The sequence below is a fragment of the Sphingomonas glacialis genome, assembly GCF_014653575.1.
Classification (GTDB): Bacteria; Pseudomonadota; Alphaproteobacteria; order Sphingomonadales; family Sphingomonadaceae; genus Sphingomonas; species Sphingomonas glacialis.
This window is the reverse complement of the sequence record NZ_BNAQ01000002.1, coordinates 40,724-58,497: the sequence shown is the minus strand read 5'-3', so window position 1 is coordinate 58,497 and position 17,774 is coordinate 40,724. Positions and strand designations below refer to the sequence as shown.

Sequence of the window (17,774 nt, the reverse complement as noted above, 5' to 3'; positions counted from 1 at the left end):
GCGGGGACGTTCGGCGCTTTAGGCTATAGTATGTTGCAAACCCCAGCGATTCGGTGACCGAAGGCGGTCTCCAGGCCGTCTTTTTGGCCGAGCAGCCGATGCTGCTGCGTTTGCTCGTGGCGCGGCTCGGCAATCGCGCCGATGCCGAGGACGCGCTGCAGGACATGTGGATCAAGCTCGACCAGCTGCCGACGTCGCAGCCCGTCGCGCAGCCCGCAGCCTATCTCTACCGCATGGCGTCGAACCACGCGTCCGACCGGCGGATTGCCGCAACGCGATCGGGCGCGCGCGATACCGCGTGGATGGAGGTCCAGCCCGCCGCCGACGAACAGCCGACGATCGAACGCGCCTTGCTCGACCGCGAACGGCTGACGCGGCTCGAGGGTGCATTGGCGGCGATGCCCGAGCGGATGCGCACCGCGCTCCGGCTCTATCGGCTCGAGGACGTGCCGCAAAAGGAGATTGCCGCGCGGCTTGGCATGACGTTGAGCGGGGTCGAGAAGCTGTTGCGACGCGCCGTCAAGGAAATACAAGCGTACAAGATCGCGAGCGAGGCGGATTCGGAAGCGCCACATCGTCTACCCGGTGAAGGGGAATCGAATCGTGACCGCTGAGCCAGCGCACATCGTCGATCGCGCCATCGACTGGCAGATGCGCCAAGCCGATATGGACGATCAGGAATGGCATGCCTTCGTGGCATGGCTCGAGGAAGATCCTGCGCATGCGCGCGCTTTCGACGCTGTCGCGCTCGATATGGCGCTGCTCGCCAATCATCCCGAACTGTATCCCGCCGATCCTGGCGTGGCACCGATCGAGGCTCCGATTGTCGCGTCGCCGCGTCGCCGTGTCTGGGCCTGGGCAGGCGGCGGCGTGGCTGTCGCGGCCGCAGCGTGCCTGACGCTGGTGCTCGTGCCCGCCGGTGGTGGGCCCGCCCCCTATGCAATCGAGACGAAGCCCGGCCAGCGGCAGGACATCGCGCTCAACGATGGCACGCGGATCGAGCTCAACGGTGCCAGCCGCTTGCTGCTCGATCACAACAATCCGCGCATCGCGACGCTCGATTCGGGCGAGGCGACGTTCCATGTCCATCACGACGCGGGTGCGCCGTTCACCGTCCGCTCGGGCGCGCAGGTCGTTCAGGACGTCGGCACGGTGTTCAACGTCGAGCGCGACGGCAAGCGGCTCGACGTCCAGGTCGCCGAAGGATCGGTGCTGCTCCAGCCGCAGCGCGAGGCGGTGGCATTGCGCGCGGGTGCGGCGGCGACGGTGCATGAGGATGTCGGCAGCATCGTGCTTTCCAAGGTCGATGTCGCCAAGGTCGGTGCCTGGCGCAGCGGTGCGATCACGTTTACGGGCGAGCCGTTCGGTCGCGTCGCGAGCGCGGTCAACCGGATCGACGGCGTCACGCTTTCGATCGACGCAAGCTTGTCGCAGCGTCCCTTTAGCGGCATGGTCCGCCTGACGGGGACGGCGGCGCGGGATGTTCCGCATCTGGCCGCATTGGTTGGGGCTGAGTGGCATCACGATGGCGAGCGATGGTCTATCTCGCCTAACTAAGAGTCTGCGCACCGCTGCTCCGTTTGCGCTCGCCGTCTGCGCCGTGCCTTCGGCGCCGGCGAGCGCGCAAAGCGTGCGGATCACGATCGCGCCCGAACCGCTCGATCGCGCGCTCACCTCGCTCGCGCGTCAGAGCGGGTTCGACATCATCAGTACCGAGCCGGGGCTTGCGCGGATCCAGGCGCGCGGGGTGCGGGGGCAGATGGCGCCGCGCGAGGCGCTGCAGCGCTTGCTCGACGGGACGGGCTATCGTGCGGTCGCGATCGATGCGCGCAGCTACCGCGTCGTCCGCGCGCCCAAGACGGTCGGCGCGCTGATCCGGCGCGTCGCCGTCCGCAAGCATGCCGAGGTGGCCGAGACAGGCGGCGACATCGTCGTCACGGCGAGCAAGCAGGGATCGACGCTGCTGCGCTTCCCCGGCAGCGCGTTGCTGATCGGCGGGTTCGCGCCGGGATCGCTCGCCGCGCGATCGGTGACGATGGACGATGTCGCGCGCGATACCCCGGTGCTGCAGAACACCGAGCTCGGCGAGGGGCGCAACAAGATCTTCATCCGCGGGATCGCCGACAGCAGCTTCAACGGCCCGACGCAATCGACCGCGAGCCTCTATTTCGACGAAGTCCCGCTGGGTTTTGCGGGGCCCGAGCCGAGCCTCAACCTGTACGACATGAAAAGCGTCGAGGTGCTCGAGGGGCCGCAGGGTACGCTGTACGGATCGGGTGCGATCGGCGGGATCATCCACCTCGAGCCCAACCCGACCGACCTCGCCAAGACCGCGGCATCGCTCAGCGCCGGCGTTACGCTGACGCAGGGCGGCGCGGCGGGCTATGATGCGGCGGGCATGGTCAATCTGCCGATACTCAAAGATCGCGTTGGGCTGCGGGTCGTTGGCTACAGCGAGCGCGACGGCGGCTACATCACCGACTCGATGCGTCGGCTCGGCAACATCAACCGTGCCGATCGGATCGGCGGTCGTGCGAGCCTGGTGATCGCGCCGGGCGATGGCTGGAGCATCGAGCTCGGCGCGCTCGGCCAGAAGATCGATGCCGCCGACGGGCAATATGCCGAGACGATGAGCGGACCGCTCGAGCGCCGCTCGGTGCTCGCGCAGCCCTATAGCAGCCATATCAAGCTCGCCCGCGGCGTGGTGCGCAAGCACTGGGACAGCGGTCTCGATCTGGTGTCGGCGACGGGTTACGTCGATCTTCGCACCTTCGACACGTTCGACGCCTCTCGCACGATCGGCGCGACCGGGCCGACCGTCTACACCACCGAGCAAAGCGACAAGCTGTTCGTCCAGGAAACGCGGCTGTCGCGCGCGGTGCCCGACAAGATCGGCTGGCTGGTTGGCCTCGCCTTTCTCGAGGATCGCGACGTCCAGGCGCGCACGCTCGGCATGCCCAACCAGACTCGCGACATCATCGGCGTCAGCAACCGTACCGACAGCGTCTCGGTGTTCGGCGAGGCGAACTGGCCCGTTACCGAGCGGCTGACGGTAACTGGCGGCGCGCGCGTGACGGCGGCGCGGACCGATGGCGAGCCGTCGGTCACGCCGCGCAGCAACAGCTTCGTCAAGGGGCGCGCGACACGACGGATCGATCCGACGCTGGCGCTGTCATGGCTGGTCGGGCCGCGCCTTGCGCTGTTTGCGCGCGTGCAGTCGGGCTATCGCACCGGCGGGCTGGCGGTTGCGAGCGGGGTCGGGCGCGTCCAGGATTTCGGCTCGGACTCGATCACGGTCGGCGAGTTTGGCTTGCGCAAGCAACGCACCGGCGCGACCGGGCTGGAGCTCACGGTCGCGGCCTCGTACGCGCGCTGGCGCGACATCCAGGCGGATCTCTACACGCGGCGGGGCCAGCCCTACACCTCCAATATCGGCAATGCCGACATCATCGGGCTCGAAGCCACGGGGGACTGGGTGCCAGTGCGCGGGCTGCACGCCAATTTCGCCTTTCTCTACACGCACAACGTCGTCGACGGGCCGCTCGCGCAATCCTCGACCAAGGCCAATCGGCGTTTGCCCGAGACGCCGGCATTCGCTGGCAATGCCGGGCTGAGCTATCGTTGGACCCTGCGCGATGCGTCCATGTTGAGCATCGCGACGTCGGGGCGCTATGTCGGGCGATCGGTGCTGGGGACCGGGGATTTTCTCGACGTCAGCCAAGGCAATTACGCCGTGCTCGACGCGCAGATCGCGTGGCATTGGCACACGTTCGACGTGACGCTGGCGGGCGACAATCTGACGAACGCGACCGCCAATCGCTTCTCGCTCGGGAACCCGCTGATCCTCGCCTCGCGCCAGCAGACCACCCCGCTGCGCCCGCGCAACGTGCGTCTGGGCATGTCGGTCGCCTGGTAGCGGCTCAGCGGTCGCCCGGGCGATAGCGGCGTTCGATGTGCCCTGCGAGATCGTCGGGATAGAAATAGACCGGCCGCAACGCACCCGCGGCATAGCGCTCGGCCTGGTCGTTGAAATGCGGCGAGGCGGGGTCGCCGCTTTCACCGCCCGCGGTCACCGCCCAGGCGCGCAGCTTGGGGCCGAATTCGACCACCGCGACGAAGCTGTTGCCGCTCGAGCCATAGAGTTTGGTCGTGCCGGGATAGAATTTTGCGCCGAACGAGGCGAGGCTGCCCCATTGCGCCGAGGCGAAGGGGACGGGGATGCTTGGCTTGGCGTCGTCGAAGCGCGGCTGGATCGAATCGTCGATCCGCTGGAAGCGGTTGATCCGGCCCCAACCGACGCGCCAGTCGCCAAAGTCGCGCGTCAGTTGGTCGACCGCCGCGCCGAGCGCATCGAGCTTGCCGCTGTCGGACACGCGCGTCGCGATGTAGCGCGGCACGTTGATCTGTTCGGAGAGGATGAAGCTCCCGACATCGCGCCACATCTGCCCGGCCCACAATATGCCAAGCGTGGTGGGGACCGAATCGGTGCCCCAGCGATTGTCCCAGCCGCGCAGCATCGCGATCGGCGCGGCGAGCTTCGCACGGCGCGGGTCGCGTGCCGGGAGCGCGTCATACGCCTTGACGAGCGGCGGGATCAGCGTCGCGAACGCAGGCATGTAGCTGTCATAGGCAGCCGTGATCAGCCGTTCGGGCGTGAAATCGTGGCGGTCGGTGAGCAGCAGGTCGGCGTGCACGCCGCGCTGATTCTCGCCCGCGCTGTCCATGTAGCGCGGATAGTCCTTCGCCTTGGGGCTGTCGGGCCCGGCAGCGCTCCACGGCCAGTCATTGGTGTTGCGCGCCCAGCCGACCTGCGGGTTGATCGCGTTAGGCAAGCTCGCGACGGTGTGCAGCCCATGCCAGTCGGTCGCGGGATCGGCGCCGTCGACCGGCTTGGAATAATCGAAGCGGTCGTCGCGCAGCGGCACGAATTGCGGGTGGAGATAGGCGATCTCACCGCGTGAATCGGCGAACAGCGTGTCGTTCGACGAATTGGCCTTTCGCTCGGCGACCTTCATGTAGCTCGCGAGATCGTGCGCCTTGGTGCGCAGCCAGCTTTGCTCGAGCGCGGGGATCGGTTTCCACATCAGGCCTTGCGCGATCCATTTGCCGTTCTGTTCGGCGACGATCGGGCCGTGGTGCGAGGCGAAGGTGGTGAAGCTGCGCGCCGCCATCGTTCCATCGGGCTTGCGATAGGAGAGCGTCACGACCGAAGTCCGCAGCGGACGCATCGCCTTGCCGTAGCGATACGCTGCGGTCTTGCCCGAGCGGCTGATCTCCTCGGCGAAGCTGTCGACGTTATCGACGCCCGACGAGGTGTGCATCCACCCGGCTTGCTCGTTGAAGCCCTGATAGATGAAGAACTGCCCCCAGGTCGACGCGCCGTACGCGTTCAGCCCTTCGCCGCTCGTCATCTGGAGTTCGGAGCGGAAGTAGAAGCTGGTGTGCGGGTTGATCAGCAGCAGCGCATGGCCGTCGACCGTGTTCTTCGGCGCAATCGCAATGCCGTTCGATCCGCGCGGCTCGCGCGGGAGCGGGCCGGTATCCTCCGACGCGATGGTGATCGGCCGGCCGCCGTAGAAGGAAGCGAGGTCGGACAGCGAGATCCGCTCGATATCGCCGCCGATGCTGCCTTCGGTGAAGGACAAGGCCATCCACGGCTCGAACCGCGTGAGGACCTTGGGGCGGACCTGCGGATGTGTCGCGAGGTAATAGTTGAGCCCGTCGGCCCAGGCGGTCATCAGCGTCTGGAGATAGGCGGGGCTCGCCCGGTACTGCGCCTGGAGCGCGAGCGGATCGACATAGAGCCGCTGGCGCAGGTCGGCCCAGATCGCGCCTTCGCCCTCGGCCTCGGCGGTGCGCCCCAGTGCTGTGAGGTAATTCGCCTCGATCCGGCTGAAATCGTCCTCGGCCTGCGCGTAGATCGCGCCGAACACTGCATCGGCATCGCTGCGCCCGACGACATGCGCGATCCCCCAAGTGTCGCGCGTGATCGTGACGCGCGCCGCCTCGGCGCGCCAGCGGGCCTGCTCGGGCTGGGGCGGGGCAGGGGCCGCAGCGACGGCCAGCGAGGGCGCGAGCAGTGCGGCAAGAGCGAACAGGTTGCGCGGGCGGCGGGCGAGTCTATCCATGGGCATACGCTATCGGGCATCGCTCGCGGCGACAATGTTGATGGGAGCCGCACCGATGAAATGGCCGATCGCCGCCCTTCTGTTCGCCCCGTTCGCGCTCGGCGGAGCCGCGCCCGAGCCTGTGGCCCCACACGCGACGCTTTTGCGCCCGGCAGCGGTGTTTGACGGGATCGATCCCGTCGCGCATCCCGGCTGGCAAGTGCTCGTCACGGGCGAGCGAATCACCGCGGTCGGCCCGGCGCTCGCGGTGCCGGCGGGGACCGAGACGATCGACTTGCCCGGCGACACGCTGATGCCCGGGATGATCGAAGGCCACGGCCACCTCTTTTTGCATCCCTATAACGAGACGAGCTGGGACGATCAGGTGCTCCACGAGCCGCTCGCGTTGCGCACCGCGCGCGCGGTTGCGCAAGCGGCGGCGACGCTGCGCGCGGGCTTCACCACCGAGCGCGATCTGGGCACCGAAGGCGCTGGCTACGCCGATGTCGGACTGCGCCAGGCGATCGCGGCCGGGATCGTGCCAGGCCCGCGGCTGCTCGTCGCGACGCGCGCGATCGTCGCGAGGGGCGCCTATGGTCCCAAGGGGTTCGAGCCCGGCCTCGTCATCCCGCAAGGCGCCGAGGAAGCGAGCGGGGTGGACGAGCTCGTGCGCGTCGTACGGTCGCAGATCGCAGCGGGCGCCGACGTCATCAAGCTCTATGGCGACTATCGCTGGGGGCCGGGCGAGCCGAGCCGCCCGACCTTCTCGGTCGCCGAGATGAAGGCTGCAGTGGAGGCGGCGCACGATGCCGGACGGACCGTCGCGGTTCACACTGCGACGCCCGAGGGGATGCTCCGCGCGATCGCCGCGGGGGCCGATACGATCGAGCACGGCTATGGCGGCACGCCCGAGATCTTCCGTGCGATGGCGGCACAGCATATCGCCTTGTGCCCGACGCTCGCCGCCTCCGATGCGGTCGCGCGCTATCGCGGCTGGCGCGGTGGCGATCCGGTGCCCGAAGCGGTCGCGCAGAGCCGCGCGTCGTTCGCGCTGGCGCGAGCGGCGGGCGTGCCGATCTGCATGGGCGGCGATGTCGGCGTCTTCGCGCATGGCGAGAATGCCCGCGAGATGGTGTTGATGGCCGCCGCCGGAATGCCCGCCGCGCAAGTGCTGATCGCCGCGACATCGGGCAACGCCCGCGCCTTCCACCTGAGCGACCGGGGCGCCGTGCGCGCCGGGCTGCTGGCGGACCTGATTGCCGTCAAAGGAAATCCGGTCGCAGCGGTGGACGCGGTGCAGCATGTCGCGTGGATCATGAAAAACGGCGCGATCGTAACGCTGTAGTTTTCGGGTCGCGAAAAAACTATCCTGTGACGATGAAACGTGTTGCCAATCGTGACAGGATGGAAACCAAGCGTTTCGCGCGGGCCTCTTGCAATGCAGCATTCATCGTCGCAGTTAGACGCTGATGGCCGTAAGTCCGCCCTTGAGAGCGGACCGCCTGGACGAGGGTGGACTGTAGCCGACCAGGTCGTAGGGATAGACGGAAATGATCAAGCCAACGAGCTCGGTTCGCTCGCTTTTGACGGTAGCCAGCCTTCTGGCGCTCGCCGCGTGTTCGAAGAGCGCGCCACCGCCGCCCCCCGCCCCACAGGTTACCGTCGCCCTTCCGCTGCAACGCGACATCGTCGATTGGGACGAATATGTCGGTCGCTTCGAGGCGATCCAGGATGTCGAGCTGCGTCCGCGCGTTTCGGGAACGATCGAAAAGGTGCTGTTCGCCAATGGCCAGCGCGTTCGCGCCGGCGAGGCGCTGTTCACGATCGATCCGCGTCCCTATGCCGCCACGCTCGCCCAGGCGCGCGCGCAGGTCGCCAAGGCGCAGGCCGCGCTGACCAACGCGCGCTCCGAGCTCGCGCGTGCCGACAAGCTGCTCGCCGCGCAGGCGATCAGCAAGGAAGAATATGAGACCAAGCTCGCGGCGGTGCGCAGCGGTCAGGCCGATCTCGGCGCGGCCAATGCCAACGTCACGACCGCGCAGCTTAACCTCGGCTTCACCACGGTCCGCTCGCCGATCACCGGGATCGTGTCCGATCGCCGCGTCAGCAAGGGCAATTACGCGACCGACGCGACCACTGTGCTGACGCGCGTCGTCTCGACCGATCCGATCTGGTTCTCGTTCGACGGGGCCGAGAGTTTCTACCTGAAATATCTCCGCCAGGCGAAGGCCGGCGAGCGTGGCTCGTCGCGCAACACGCCGAACCCGGTCGAAGTCCAGCTCGCCGACGAGAGCGGCTATCGCTGGCACGGCCGGATGGAATTCGTCGACAATGCGGTCGATCCCAATTCGGGGACGATCCGCGCGCATGCGGTGATCTCCAACCCCGACGGCTTCCTCACCCCCGGCCTGTTCGGCCGCGCGCGGCTGCTCGGCTCGGGCACCTATCATGCGATGCTCGTCCCCGATGAAGCGGTCGTCACCGACCAGACGCGCAAGCTCGTCTATGTCGTCGGCAAGGACGGCAAGGCAGTCCAGCGCCCGGTCGAGACCGGCCCGCAGGTCGAGGGGCTTCGCGTCATCAAGACCGGCCTCGCCGCCGGCGAGCATGTCGTGATCGAGGGCATCACCACGCTCCAGCCGGGGATGTCGGTCAAGGCGGTGCTGACCAAGATGAAGCCGCGCGCGGCGAACACCGCGCCGACCAGCCAGCCCGACACCGCGCCCCCCGCATCCGATGCGACTGCGAAGTAAGCGCCCGTGAAATTCCCCCATTTCTTTATCGAACGCCCGATCTTTGCGGCGGTGCTGTCGATCCTGATCGTCGTGTTCGGCGTGGTCGCCTATCCCGGCTTGCCCGTCGCGCAATATCCCGAGATCGCGCCGCCGACCGTCGTCGTGACCGCCAATTATCCCGGCGCGAACGCCGAAACGCTCGCTGAAACCGTCGCCGCGCCGCTCGAGGAATCGATCAACGGCGTCGAGAACATGATCTACATGTCGTCCTCGTCGACCGGCGATGGCGCCTTGTCGATCACCGTGACCTTCAAGCAGGGCGTCAACGTCGATCAGGCGCAGGTGCTCGTCCAGAACCGCGTCTCGACCGCCGAGCCGCGTCTGCCCGACGACGTCCGCCGCGTCGGCGTCACCGTCGCGAAGAATTCGCCCGACATCCTGATGGTGATCGCGCTGACCTCGCCAGACGGGTCGCTGTCGCAGCAATATGTCTCGAACTATGCGACGACGCAGCTGATCGACCGCATGGCGCGTATTCCCGGCGTCGGTGGCGTGCGCGCCTTCGGTGGCCGCGACTACAACATGCGCGTGTGGATCAACCCCGATCTCGCCGCCTCGCGCAACCTGACCACCGACGAGATCGTCGCGGCGATCCGCGCGCAGAACGCACAGGTCGCGGTCGGCTCGGTCGGGCAACCGCCGTTCAACCAGGGCGGCACCGCCTTCCAGCTCGGCATCCAGACCAAGGGGCGCCTGACCACGCCTGAGGAGTTCGGCCAGATCATCGTCAAGCGCGACGATCAGGGCCGGCTGACGCGGCTGCGCGATGTCGCGCGGGTCGAACTCGGCGCGCAGGATTACGGCATCAACGCCGTGCTCAGCGGCAAGCCGATGATCGGCATCGCGATCACCCAGCTTCCCGGATCGAACGCGCTGACCACCGCCGACGCGGTCAAGGCGTCGATCGCCGAAGCGTCGAAGAGCTTCCCGCCCGGGATGCAATATCAGATCCCGTACAACCCGACCGAATACATCCAGGCGTCGATCGAAGCGGTGTATCACACGCTCGTCGAGGCGATCGTGCTCGTCGCGCTCGTCGTGCTGCTGTTCCTGCAGAGCTGGCGCGCGACGATCGTACCGCTGATCGCGGTGCCGGTGTCGCTCGTCGGGTCGCTGGCGATGCTCGCGGCGTTCGGCTTCAGCCTCAACAATCTGTCGCTGTTCGGCTTGATCCTCGCGGTCGGTATCGTCGTCGACGATGCGATCGTCGTGGTCGAGAATATCGAGCGGTTGATGGAGGAAAAGGGCCTCAGTCCGCGCGAAGCGGCGCACGAGACGATGGACGAAGTGTCGGGCGCGTTGATCGCGATCTCGCTGGTGCTGTGCGGGGTGTTCATCCCGACCAGCTTCATCCCGGGTATCTCGGGGCAGTTCTACCAGCAGTTCGCGCTGACGATCGTGTCGGCGGCGGTGATCTCGGCGTTCGTGTCGCTGACGCTGTCGCCTGCGCTCGCGGCGTTGTTGCTCAAGCCCAAGCACGACGCCGAGCCACGCGCCGGCGTGCTCGGCTGGCCAACGCGCTTCGCGCGCGGTTTCAACCGCGGGTTCGACAAGATCAGCAGCCGCTTCGGCAAGTTCACCGCACGTGCGGTGCGCGCGCTGGCGCTCGTCGGGATCGTCTATGCCTGCTTGATCGGGCTTGCCGGCTGGCGCCTCTACGCGACGCCGTCGGGTTTCATTCCGGCGCAGGATCAGGGCTATCTGATCGCGGTCATCCAGTTGCCGCCGGGCTCGTCGTTGCAGCGCACCTCCGAAGTGATGGAGCAAGCCACCAAGATCGCGCTCAAGAACCCGTCGACGCTCGCGACGGTCGCGTTCGCCGGCCTCGACGGCGCGACCTTCTCGACCGCACCGAACGCGGGCGCGATGTTCATCACGCTCAAGCCGTTCGGCGATCGCAAGACCGCCGACGAGATCGCCAACCAGATGCGCGGTGCGCTGGGGGCGATCCACGGCGGCAATCTGCTGATCGTGCCGCCGCCACCCGTCCGCGGGATCGGCACCGGCGGCGGGTTCAAGATGCTGATCGAGGATCGATCGAACCTTGGCTACAAGGCGCTCGAAGGCGCGGCCTTCGCGATGATGATGAAGGCCAACCAGACGCCAGGCCTGGTCAGCACCTTCACCACCTTCAACACGCGCACCCCGCGCTTGTCGGCGGATATCGACCGCGAACGCGCCGAACAGCTCGGCGTGCCGGTGGCGAACGTCTTCTCGACGCTCGGCACCTATCTCGGCGGGACGTATGTCAACGACTTCAACTATCTCGGGCGGACCTACCGCGTGACGGCGCAGGCCGATGCGCCGTATCGCGACCAGACGTCCGACGTCGGGCATCTCAAGACGCGTTCGGCGGCGGGCAACATGGTGCCGCTCGATTCGGTGATGACGCTCAAGAACGACAGCGGGCCGTATCGCGTCGTGCGCTACAACCTCTATCCGTCGGCCGAGCTGCAGGGCGATACCGCGATCGGCTATTCGTCGGGCCAGTCGCTCCAGACGATGGCCAAGCTGGCGAGCGAGACCTTGCCCAAGGGCATGGCGTTCGAATGGACCGAGCTCGCCTTCCAGCAGCAGCAAGCGGGCAACACCGCGACGCTCGTGTTCGGGCTCGCCGTGCTGTTCGTGTTCCTGCTGCTCGCGGCGAATTACGAAAGCCTGGTGCTGCCGCTCGCGGTCATCCTGATCGTGCCGATGTGCCTGCTCGCTGCGATCGTCGGGGTGAACCTGTTCGGTGGGGACAACAACATCCTCACGCAGATCGGCCTCGTCGTGCTGATCGGCCTTGCTGCCAAGAACGCGATTCTGATCGTCGAGTTCGCCCGGCAGAACGAGGATGCCGGGATGGAGATGCACGAGGCTGCGATCCACGCCGCCGAGCAGCGTCTGCGCCCGATCGTGATTACCTCGATCGCGTTCATCCTCGGCGTGCTGCCGCTGGTGATCGGGACCGGGCCGGGCGCCGAGATGCGCCGCGCGCTCGGCGTCGCGGTGTTCTTCGGGATGATCGGCGTGACGACCTTCGGCCTGCTGTTCACGCCGAGCTTCTATGTCATCAGCCGGACCTTCGGCGATTGGGTGTCGTCCAAGATGCCGCGCCGTAAGGCCAAGCCGCCAAAGCACCTCCCCGCGCCCGAGGAGACGCCGGCATGAAGCGTATCGTAGCCGTCCTTCCCGCGCTCGCTTTGTCGGCGTGCGTCGTTGGACCCAATTACACCAAGCCGACGATGCCCGTCGCGGCGACTGGCGGCAGCTTTGCCGAAGCCGGCAAGACTGCGGCGATCACGCCGACCCCGCTGCCCGATCATTGGTGGCGGCTGTATAACGACCCGGTCGTCGACCGGCTCGTGACCGATGCGCTGGCGCACAATACCGATGTGCGCATCGCTGCGGGCAATCTCGAGCGTGCCCGCGCCGTGCTCGACGAGCAACGCGGAGCGCGGCTGCCGACGACCAGCCCGAGCGCGCAATATACGCGAGGGCAGGCCAACCTCGCCAGTGTCGGCGCGGGCGCGCTGGGGACGGGTGGCACCACGGGCGGCACCGCCGGCGCGGCGACGCAGCAGACCTTCCGATACAACAGTTTCAAGCTCGGCTTCGATGCGTCGTACGAGGTCGATCTGTTCGGCGGGATCACGCGCGCGATCGAAGCCGCACGTGGCGATGTCCAGGCGGCGCAGGCGCAGCTCGATGCCGCGCGCGTCTCGGTCGCGGCGGAAACCGCGCGGGCCTATGCGACGGCCTGCAGCAATGCCGCGCAGCGTTCGGTCGCGCTCGACACGGTCCAATTGCAGCAGCGGACCTTTGCACTGACCAATACGCTGTTCGACGCAGGGCGGGGTACGCGGCGCGACGTCGATCGCGCCGACGTGCTGCTTGCGCAGACCCAGGCGACGATCCCGGGTTTCGAGGCCGAGCGGCGTGCGTCGCTCTATGCGCTCGCTGTGCTGACCGGCTTAGCCCCTGAACAGGTCGATGCCGCGGCTGACGCGTGCAAGGTGCCGCCGCGGATCGCGTCGGTGCTGCCCGTCGGCGATGGCGCCGCGCTCATTTCGCGCCGCCCCGATGTCCGCGCGGCCGAGCGGACGCTCGCCGCCGATACCGCGCGGATCGGTATCGCGGTCGCCGATCTCTATCCCAAGATCCAGTTGCTCGGATCGATCGGCCTCAATTCCCAGCGCGGCAGCCAGTTGTTCAAGGGCAGCGCGGTGACCTATTCGGCCGGCCCGCTCATCTCGTGGAGCTTCCCCAACCAGACCGTTGCGCGCGCGCGGATCCGTCAGGCGCGCGCGGGTGCTGATGCGAGCCTTGCGACCTTCGACGGCCGCGTGCTGACGGCGTTGCAGGAAGTCGAGCAGGCGCTCGCGCGTTATGCGGGCGCGCTCGATCGCAACGCCGCGTTGCGCCGCGCCGAGGCGTCGAGCAGCGCTGCGGCCAAGCTCTCGCAATTGCGCTTCGATTACGGGGCCGACAGCTTCCTGCTGCTGATCGAGGCCGAGCGCGACCGGGCGAGTGCCCGCGCGGCGCTCGCGCAGTCCGATGCGGCGGTGTCCGACGCACAGATCAGCCTGTTCAAGGCGCTCGGCGGCGGCTGGGAAGACGCGCCTGTGCCGGCGCGGCGCGAGCCCGTGACGCCGACCCCGTGAGGCGCATCCGCAGCGCCTTGTTCATGCCCGCGTCGAATGCGCGTGCGATTGCCAAGGCGCGCGGGCTCGACTGCGACGCGGTGATCCTCGACCTCGAGGACGCCGTCGCACCCGAGCAGAAGGCCGCGGCGCGCGCGCAGGCGATCGTGGCAGCAGCGGAGGGCGGGTTTGGCACGCGCTTGCTGGTGCTGCGTGTCAACGGGCTCGATACCGCATGGGGCGAGGCCGATCTGGCTGCCGCCGCCGACGCTGGCTTCGATGCGGTGTTGCTGCCCAAGGTCTCGACGCCGGGCGATCTGGCGCTCGCGCGCGCGCAGCTTGGCGCAGTGCCGCTTTGGGCGATGATCGAGACGTGCGCGGCGATGCTCGCGTTGCCGCTGATTGCGGCCGCGCCGGGGCTCGCGTGTCTGGTCGCGGGGACGAATGACCTCGCCAAGGACATGCGCTGCACGCCGGGGGCCGACCGCCTGCCGCTGCTGCCGCATTTGACCGCGATCGTCACCGCGGCGCGGGCGCATGGCCTCATCGCGCTCGACGGGGTGTCGAACGTCCTCGCCGACACTCCCGAACTGGCGGCGGAATGCGCGCAGGGGGCGGCGTTCGGCTTCGACGGCAAGACGCTCATCCACCCCGCGCAGATCGCGCCCGCCAACCGCGCCTTTGCGCCGTCGGCCGATCGCATGGCGTGGGCGCAAGCGGTGATCGCCGCGTTCGCGCTGCCCGAGAATGCCGACAAGGGCGCGATCCGCGTGGCGGGCGAGATGGTCGAACGGCTGCATCTTGAAGAGGCGGAGCGAGTCGCCGCTTTGGTGTAGCAGGGCGTTCGCCTGCCCTCCACGTCACCCCGGGCTCGTCCCGGGGCCCACCGTGCCGCACAGGCGGCAGGCGAACTGCGCGTATCACGGTGGACCACGGGACAAGCCCGGGGTGACGGGTGGTGTGGTTGACCTTGCGGCGCTAACCCAGCACCCGCCCAGCCACCGCATCGAGCTTCGCCAGCATCGCCGGATCGCGGGCCTCGGGCGCGGTGATCAGCGCATAATCGAGCACCGTGTCGAGCGGCGAGGGCGTCCGCTCGGCGGGCAGCGCCGCGACCAATGTCTCGACCGCGCGCCGCGCGATAACGCCGTTCGCGCCCATTTGCTTGATCACTTCGTGCACCTCGACGAACGCGGCTTCCTCGCGCCAGCAATCGTAATCGGTCACCATCCCGATCAGCGCGTAGGGCAGCTCGGCCTCACGCGCGAGCTTGGCTTCGGGCATCGCGGTCATGCCGATCACGTCGGCGCCCCATTGGCGGTACATCAAACTCTCGGCGCGGCTCGAGAATTGCGGGCCCTCCATCGCGAGGTAGGTCGCGCCCTTTGCGACGCTCCCGCCAGCGGCATGAACCGCCTCGGCCGCGAAGGCCGAGAGGCGCGGGCAGACCGGCTCGGCCATCGAGACGTGCGCGACCATGCCGGTGCCGAAGAAGCTCGAGGCGCGCGCGACCGTCCGGTCGATGAACTGGTCGACGATGGCGAAATGCCCCGGCGGCAATTCCTCGCGCATCGACCCGATCGACGAGATTGCCACCAGATCAGTGCAGCCGCTGCGCTTCAGCGCGTCGATATTGGCGCGGAAGTTGAGCTCGGACGGGCTGATCCGGTGCCCGCGGCCGTGGCGCGGCAGGAAGACGAGGTCCACATCGCCGATCGACCCGAACAGCAATTCGTCAGACGGCGCGCCCCACGGCGTGTCGACGCGGCGCCATTCGGGGTGCTCCAGCGCATCGATCGCGTAGAGGCCCGATCCGCCGATGATGCCCAATTTCCATTTGCCGCTCATGCGGGAGTCTCCGTCCACTGATCGAGCCAGGCCTGCGCTTGCTTCGCCTCGCCGACGGCATGTGCGCTGACCGCGCCGCGCGAGGCAAGGAAGCGCGCGTGGAGCGCGAACGGCTCGATCGACAATTGATCGCGCAAAGCGTCGATCGTCTCGCCGAGTTCGGTCAGCTCGGCGACGACGGGCGCTGCCTTGGCGATCTGCGCCTTGTCCTTGGTGTGCCCGAACAGCCGGATCTGCCCCGCGGCCGTCCGCTCCAAGGCGCCGCGGAGCAGCGCATGATATTCGGTTTCGCTCTCGATGCGGCGGTCATCGAGCCGGGCGAGGCGGTCGGCTTTGGCCATCAGATTACCTTCATGTCGCTTTGATAGTGATACCAGGCGAAAACGGCTGCAGCGCCGCGATGCGGCCGCCACGCTTCGGCCAGCTCGCGCACCAGTTTCTCGCTCGGGCGCGCCTCATGGCCGAGGATCCGGCCGACTTCGATTTGAATCGCGAGGTCGCCCGCGGGCCAGATGTCGAGCCGCCCCTCGGCGAACAGGAGATAGATCTCCGCCGACCAGCGACCGATGCCTTTGACCGCGACGAGCTTGGCGATCGCTTCCTCATCGTCGGCGGGCAAGTTCGCCAGATCGAGTTCGCCGCTTGCGACCAGCGCCGCCAGGCTGCGCGCATAGCCCGCTTTCTGGCGCGACAGGCCGGCCTCGCGCAATTGCTCGTCGCTCGCGCTGGTGACGTTGGCGGGATCGTCGAGGTCGCCGATGATCGTCTCGAGCTTGCGCCACACCGACTCCGCCGCCTTGGTGCTGACTTGCTGGCCGATGATCGTGCGCAGCAGCGTGGCATAGCCGCGTGGCGAAATGCGCGGTTCGGGATAGCCGACGCGCGCGAGCGCCGCCGCGATGGCGGGTTCGCGCGTCGCGAGTTCGTCGAGGGCGGTCTTCAGCTGGTCGGCGCTCAGGCCCATGCGGTGATCCCTTGATCGGCGCCGCGTCTGGCGGCATGGCGGTGGAGAATTCGCTATCGCAAAGGACCGTCAATGCCCAAGCTTATCGTTGTGACTCGTGAGGGTGAAGAGCGCGAAATCGAGGGCGAGGCAGGCCTGTCGGTGATGGAAGTGATCCGCGACGCCGGGATCGACGAGATCCTGGCGCTGTGCGGCGGCTGCTGCTCGTGCGCGACGTGCCATGTCCATGTCGACCCGGACTTTGCGGACAAACTCCCGAAGATGAGCGAAGACGAGAACGACCTGCTCGATTCGTCGGCCGATCGCACCGCGACTTCGCGTTTGTCGTGCCAGCTGCCGATGACCGATGCGCTCGATGGGCTGAAGGTCACGATCGCGGCGGAAGACTAAACACTCTCCCCGTCATCCCCGCGAAAGCGGGGATCCCGCTGCCTAGCCCCGCAGGTCGAAGAAGAACCGGGACCCTCGCTTTCGCGAGGGTGACGGTAAAGATCGTCGTTCCCGCTTAACGCGTCGCCACCGCGTACAGCGCGATCGCCGCCGCGTTCGACACGTTGAGGCTCTCGATCTTGTCCGAGATCGGCAGCTTGGCGAGCTCGTCGCAATGCGCTGCGGTGTTCTGGCGCATGCCTTCGCCCTCGGCACCGAGCACGAGCGCGACGCGCTGCGTCCCCATCGCCGTGGCGAGCGTCTGGTTCGAATCGCCCGTCAGCCCGATTCGCCAGAAGCCTGCCGCGGCAATCTCCTCAAGCGCGCGCGCCAAGTTGGTGACACGCACCCACGGCACCACTTCGAGCGCGCCCGAGGCCGAGCGGGCGATCGTGCCCGATTCGGGCGGGGCGTTGCGATCGGGCGTGACGATACCGAGCGCGTCGAACGCCGCCGCCGAGCGCAGGATCGCGCCGACATTGTGCGGATCGGTCACGCCGTCGAGGATCAGCAATGGACGCTGATCGCCTTCGCCTTGCTCGAGCAGATCGGCGAGCCACATATCCTCGAGCGGATCGACCTCGATCACCAGCCCCTGGTGCGGCGCGTCGCCCGGTACGAGCCGCGCGAGATCGGTCACCTGGGCATAGACGATCGGGATCGCCGGATCGAAATCGATATTGGCGATCGCTTCACGCGTCGCCCAGATCTTGCGCACGACGCGCTCGGGATTTTCGAGTGCGGCGGTGACGGCGTGGCGCCCCCAGAAGCGTGGGCGCCCGGCAGGGGCTTGCGACGGGCGATGTCCGCGACGGCCGGCCATCAGGCGATCCCGCCGAAGCTGCGAGCGGAGAGGGGGAAACGAACCATTGCGAAAACCTTCGATCGACCAAGCAGATTGTGGCGCCACGGGTATGCGCCGGACGCCGCGCGTGCAAGCCTTGCGCGTTTTTGATGGCGAAAGCGTCGCTATAGCCGTTGACACGCGCCGATGCGGTCGGCATTG

The 17,774-nt window shown here is 67.7% G+C and carries 14 protein-coding genes; 9 read left to right on the top strand and 5 right to left on the bottom strand.

Going from position 1 to position 17,774, the window contains the following annotated elements; all coding sequences use genetic code 11:
• Positions 1–53 precede the first annotated feature (53 nt).
• From IE187_RS06945 to IE187_RS06935, 3 genes are all read left to right on the top strand, one after another.
• Positions 54–614 carry an RNA polymerase sigma factor gene (locus IE187_RS06945; RefSeq protein ID WP_229839283.1) on the top strand — a complete coding sequence of 187 codons (561 nt, stop codon included), beginning with the start codon at positions 54–56 and terminating at the stop codon, positions 612–614.
• Positions 604–1,557 (top strand): FecR family protein, encoded by a 954-nt coding sequence (locus IE187_RS06940; RefSeq protein WP_189675653.1) that lies wholly within the window; start codon positions 604–606, stop codon positions 1,555–1,557. The genes IE187_RS06945 and IE187_RS06940 overlap by 11 nt, the downstream gene beginning before the upstream one ends.
• Positions 1,558–1,630: 73 nt before the next feature.
• A complete protein-coding gene (locus IE187_RS06935) occupies positions 1,631–3,916 on the top strand; it encodes a TonB-dependent receptor (protein ID WP_308435270.1) in 2,286 nt (761 codons plus the stop codon).
• Between the two features lie 4 nt (positions 3,917–3,920).
• Here the strand turns inward: IE187_RS06935 and IE187_RS06930 are convergent, their stop codons facing one another.
• Positions 3,921–6,128, bottom strand: a complete 2,208-nt coding sequence (locus IE187_RS06930; RefSeq protein WP_229839282.1) for a penicillin acylase family protein — start codon at positions 6,126–6,128, stop codon at positions 3,921–3,923.
• Positions 6,129–6,183: 55 nt separating this feature from the next.
• On the opposite strand from IE187_RS06930, the gene IE187_RS06925 reads away from it, so the two are divergent.
• The 5 genes from IE187_RS06925 (at position 6,184) to IE187_RS06905 (ending at position 14,363) form a co-directional block, all read left to right on the top strand.
• Entirely contained in the window at positions 6,184–7,452 is a 1,269-nt protein-coding gene (locus IE187_RS06925) for a metal-dependent hydrolase family protein (RefSeq protein WP_229839281.1), read from the top strand.
• A gap of 205 nt (positions 7,453–7,657) precedes the next feature.
• On the top strand, positions 7,658–8,860 hold the full coding sequence (locus tag IE187_RS06920) for an efflux RND transporter periplasmic adaptor subunit (RefSeq protein WP_133186881.1): 1,203 nt from the start codon (positions 7,658–7,660) through the stop codon (positions 8,858–8,860).
• Between the two features lie 6 nt (positions 8,861–8,866).
• Positions 8,867–12,055: an efflux RND transporter permease subunit gene (locus tag IE187_RS06915; RefSeq protein ID WP_189675651.1), complete on the top strand. Its 3,189-nt coding sequence runs from the start codon at positions 8,867–8,869 to the stop codon at positions 12,053–12,055.
• Complete coding sequence (locus IE187_RS06910; protein ID WP_189675650.1) at positions 12,052–13,548, top strand: efflux transporter outer membrane subunit; 1,497 nt, start codon at positions 12,052–12,054, stop codon at positions 13,546–13,548. The genes IE187_RS06915 and IE187_RS06910 overlap by 4 nt, the downstream gene beginning before the upstream one ends.
• A complete protein-coding gene (locus IE187_RS06905) occupies positions 13,545–14,363 on the top strand; it encodes an HpcH/HpaI aldolase/citrate lyase family protein (protein WP_189675649.1) in 819 nt (272 codons plus the stop codon). The genes IE187_RS06910 and IE187_RS06905 overlap by 4 nt, the downstream gene beginning before the upstream one ends.
• Positions 14,364–14,505: 142 nt before the next feature.
• Here IE187_RS06905 and IE187_RS06900 read toward each other — a convergent pair whose 3' ends face one another.
• From IE187_RS06900 to IE187_RS06890, 3 genes are read right to left on the bottom strand one after another with little or no spacing between them, the layout of a single operon-like run.
• Entirely contained in the window at positions 14,506–15,375 is an 870-nt protein-coding gene (locus tag IE187_RS06900) for an S-methyl-5'-thioadenosine phosphorylase (protein WP_189675648.1), read from the bottom strand.
• On the bottom strand, positions 15,372–15,716 hold the full coding sequence (locus tag IE187_RS06895; RefSeq protein WP_133186889.1) for a hypothetical protein: 345 nt from the start codon (positions 15,714–15,716) through the stop codon (positions 15,372–15,374). Before IE187_RS06895 ends, IE187_RS06900 begins: the two co-directional genes overlap by 4 nt.
• Entirely contained in the window at positions 15,716–16,339 is a 624-nt protein-coding gene (locus tag IE187_RS06890; RefSeq protein ID WP_189675647.1) for a DNA-3-methyladenine glycosylase family protein, read from the bottom strand. The genes IE187_RS06895 and IE187_RS06890 overlap by 1 nt, the downstream gene beginning before the upstream one ends.
• A 72-nt stretch (positions 16,340–16,411) precedes the next feature.
• Between IE187_RS06890 and IE187_RS06885 the strand changes: the two genes are divergently transcribed.
• Positions 16,412–16,729, top strand: a complete 318-nt coding sequence (locus IE187_RS06885) for a 2Fe-2S iron-sulfur cluster-binding protein (protein ID WP_189675646.1) — start codon at positions 16,412–16,414, stop codon at positions 16,727–16,729.
• Positions 16,730–16,844: 115 nt separating this feature from the next.
• Here the strand turns inward: IE187_RS06885 and rlmB are convergent, their stop codons facing one another.
• Entirely contained in the window at positions 16,845–17,591 is a 747-nt protein-coding gene (gene rlmB, locus IE187_RS06880; RefSeq protein ID WP_133186895.1) for a 23S rRNA (guanosine(2251)-2'-O)-methyltransferase RlmB, read from the bottom strand.
• Between the last annotated feature and the right edge of the window lie 183 nt (positions 17,592–17,774).

What these genes read in the sequence shown, in the direction of transcription:
- IE187_RS06900 (WP_189675648.1), bottom strand. Translation starts at nt 15,375, where the DNA reads ATGAGCGGCAAATGGAAATTGGGCATCATCGGCGGATCGGGCCTCTAC.
- IE187_RS06930 (WP_229839282.1), bottom strand. Translation starts at nt 6,128, where the DNA reads ATGGATAGACTCGCCCGCCGCCCGCGCAACCTGTTCGCTCTTGCCGCA.
- IE187_RS06890 (WP_189675647.1), bottom strand. Translation starts at nt 16,339, where the DNA reads ATGGGCCTGAGCGCCGACCAGCTGAAGACCGCCCTCGACGAACTCGCG.
- IE187_RS06925 (WP_229839281.1), top strand. Translation starts at nt 6,184, where the DNA reads ATGAAATGGCCGATCGCCGCCCTTCTGTTCGCCCCGTTCGCGCTCGGC.
- rlmB (WP_133186895.1), bottom strand. Translation starts at nt 17,591, where the DNA reads ATGGCCGGCCGTCGCGGACATCGCCCGTCGCAAGCCCCTGCCGGGCGC.
- IE187_RS06885 (WP_189675646.1), top strand. Translation starts at nt 16,412, where the DNA reads ATGCCCAAGCTTATCGTTGTGACTCGTGAGGGTGAAGAGCGCGAAATC.
- IE187_RS06895 (WP_133186889.1), bottom strand. Translation starts at nt 15,716, where the DNA reads ATGGCCAAAGCCGACCGCCTCGCCCGGCTCGATGACCGCCGCATCGAG.
- IE187_RS06910 (WP_189675650.1), top strand. Translation starts at nt 12,052, where the DNA reads ATGAAGCGTATCGTAGCCGTCCTTCCCGCGCTCGCTTTGTCGGCGTGC.
- IE187_RS06920 (WP_133186881.1), top strand. Translation starts at nt 7,658, where the DNA reads ATGATCAAGCCAACGAGCTCGGTTCGCTCGCTTTTGACGGTAGCCAGC.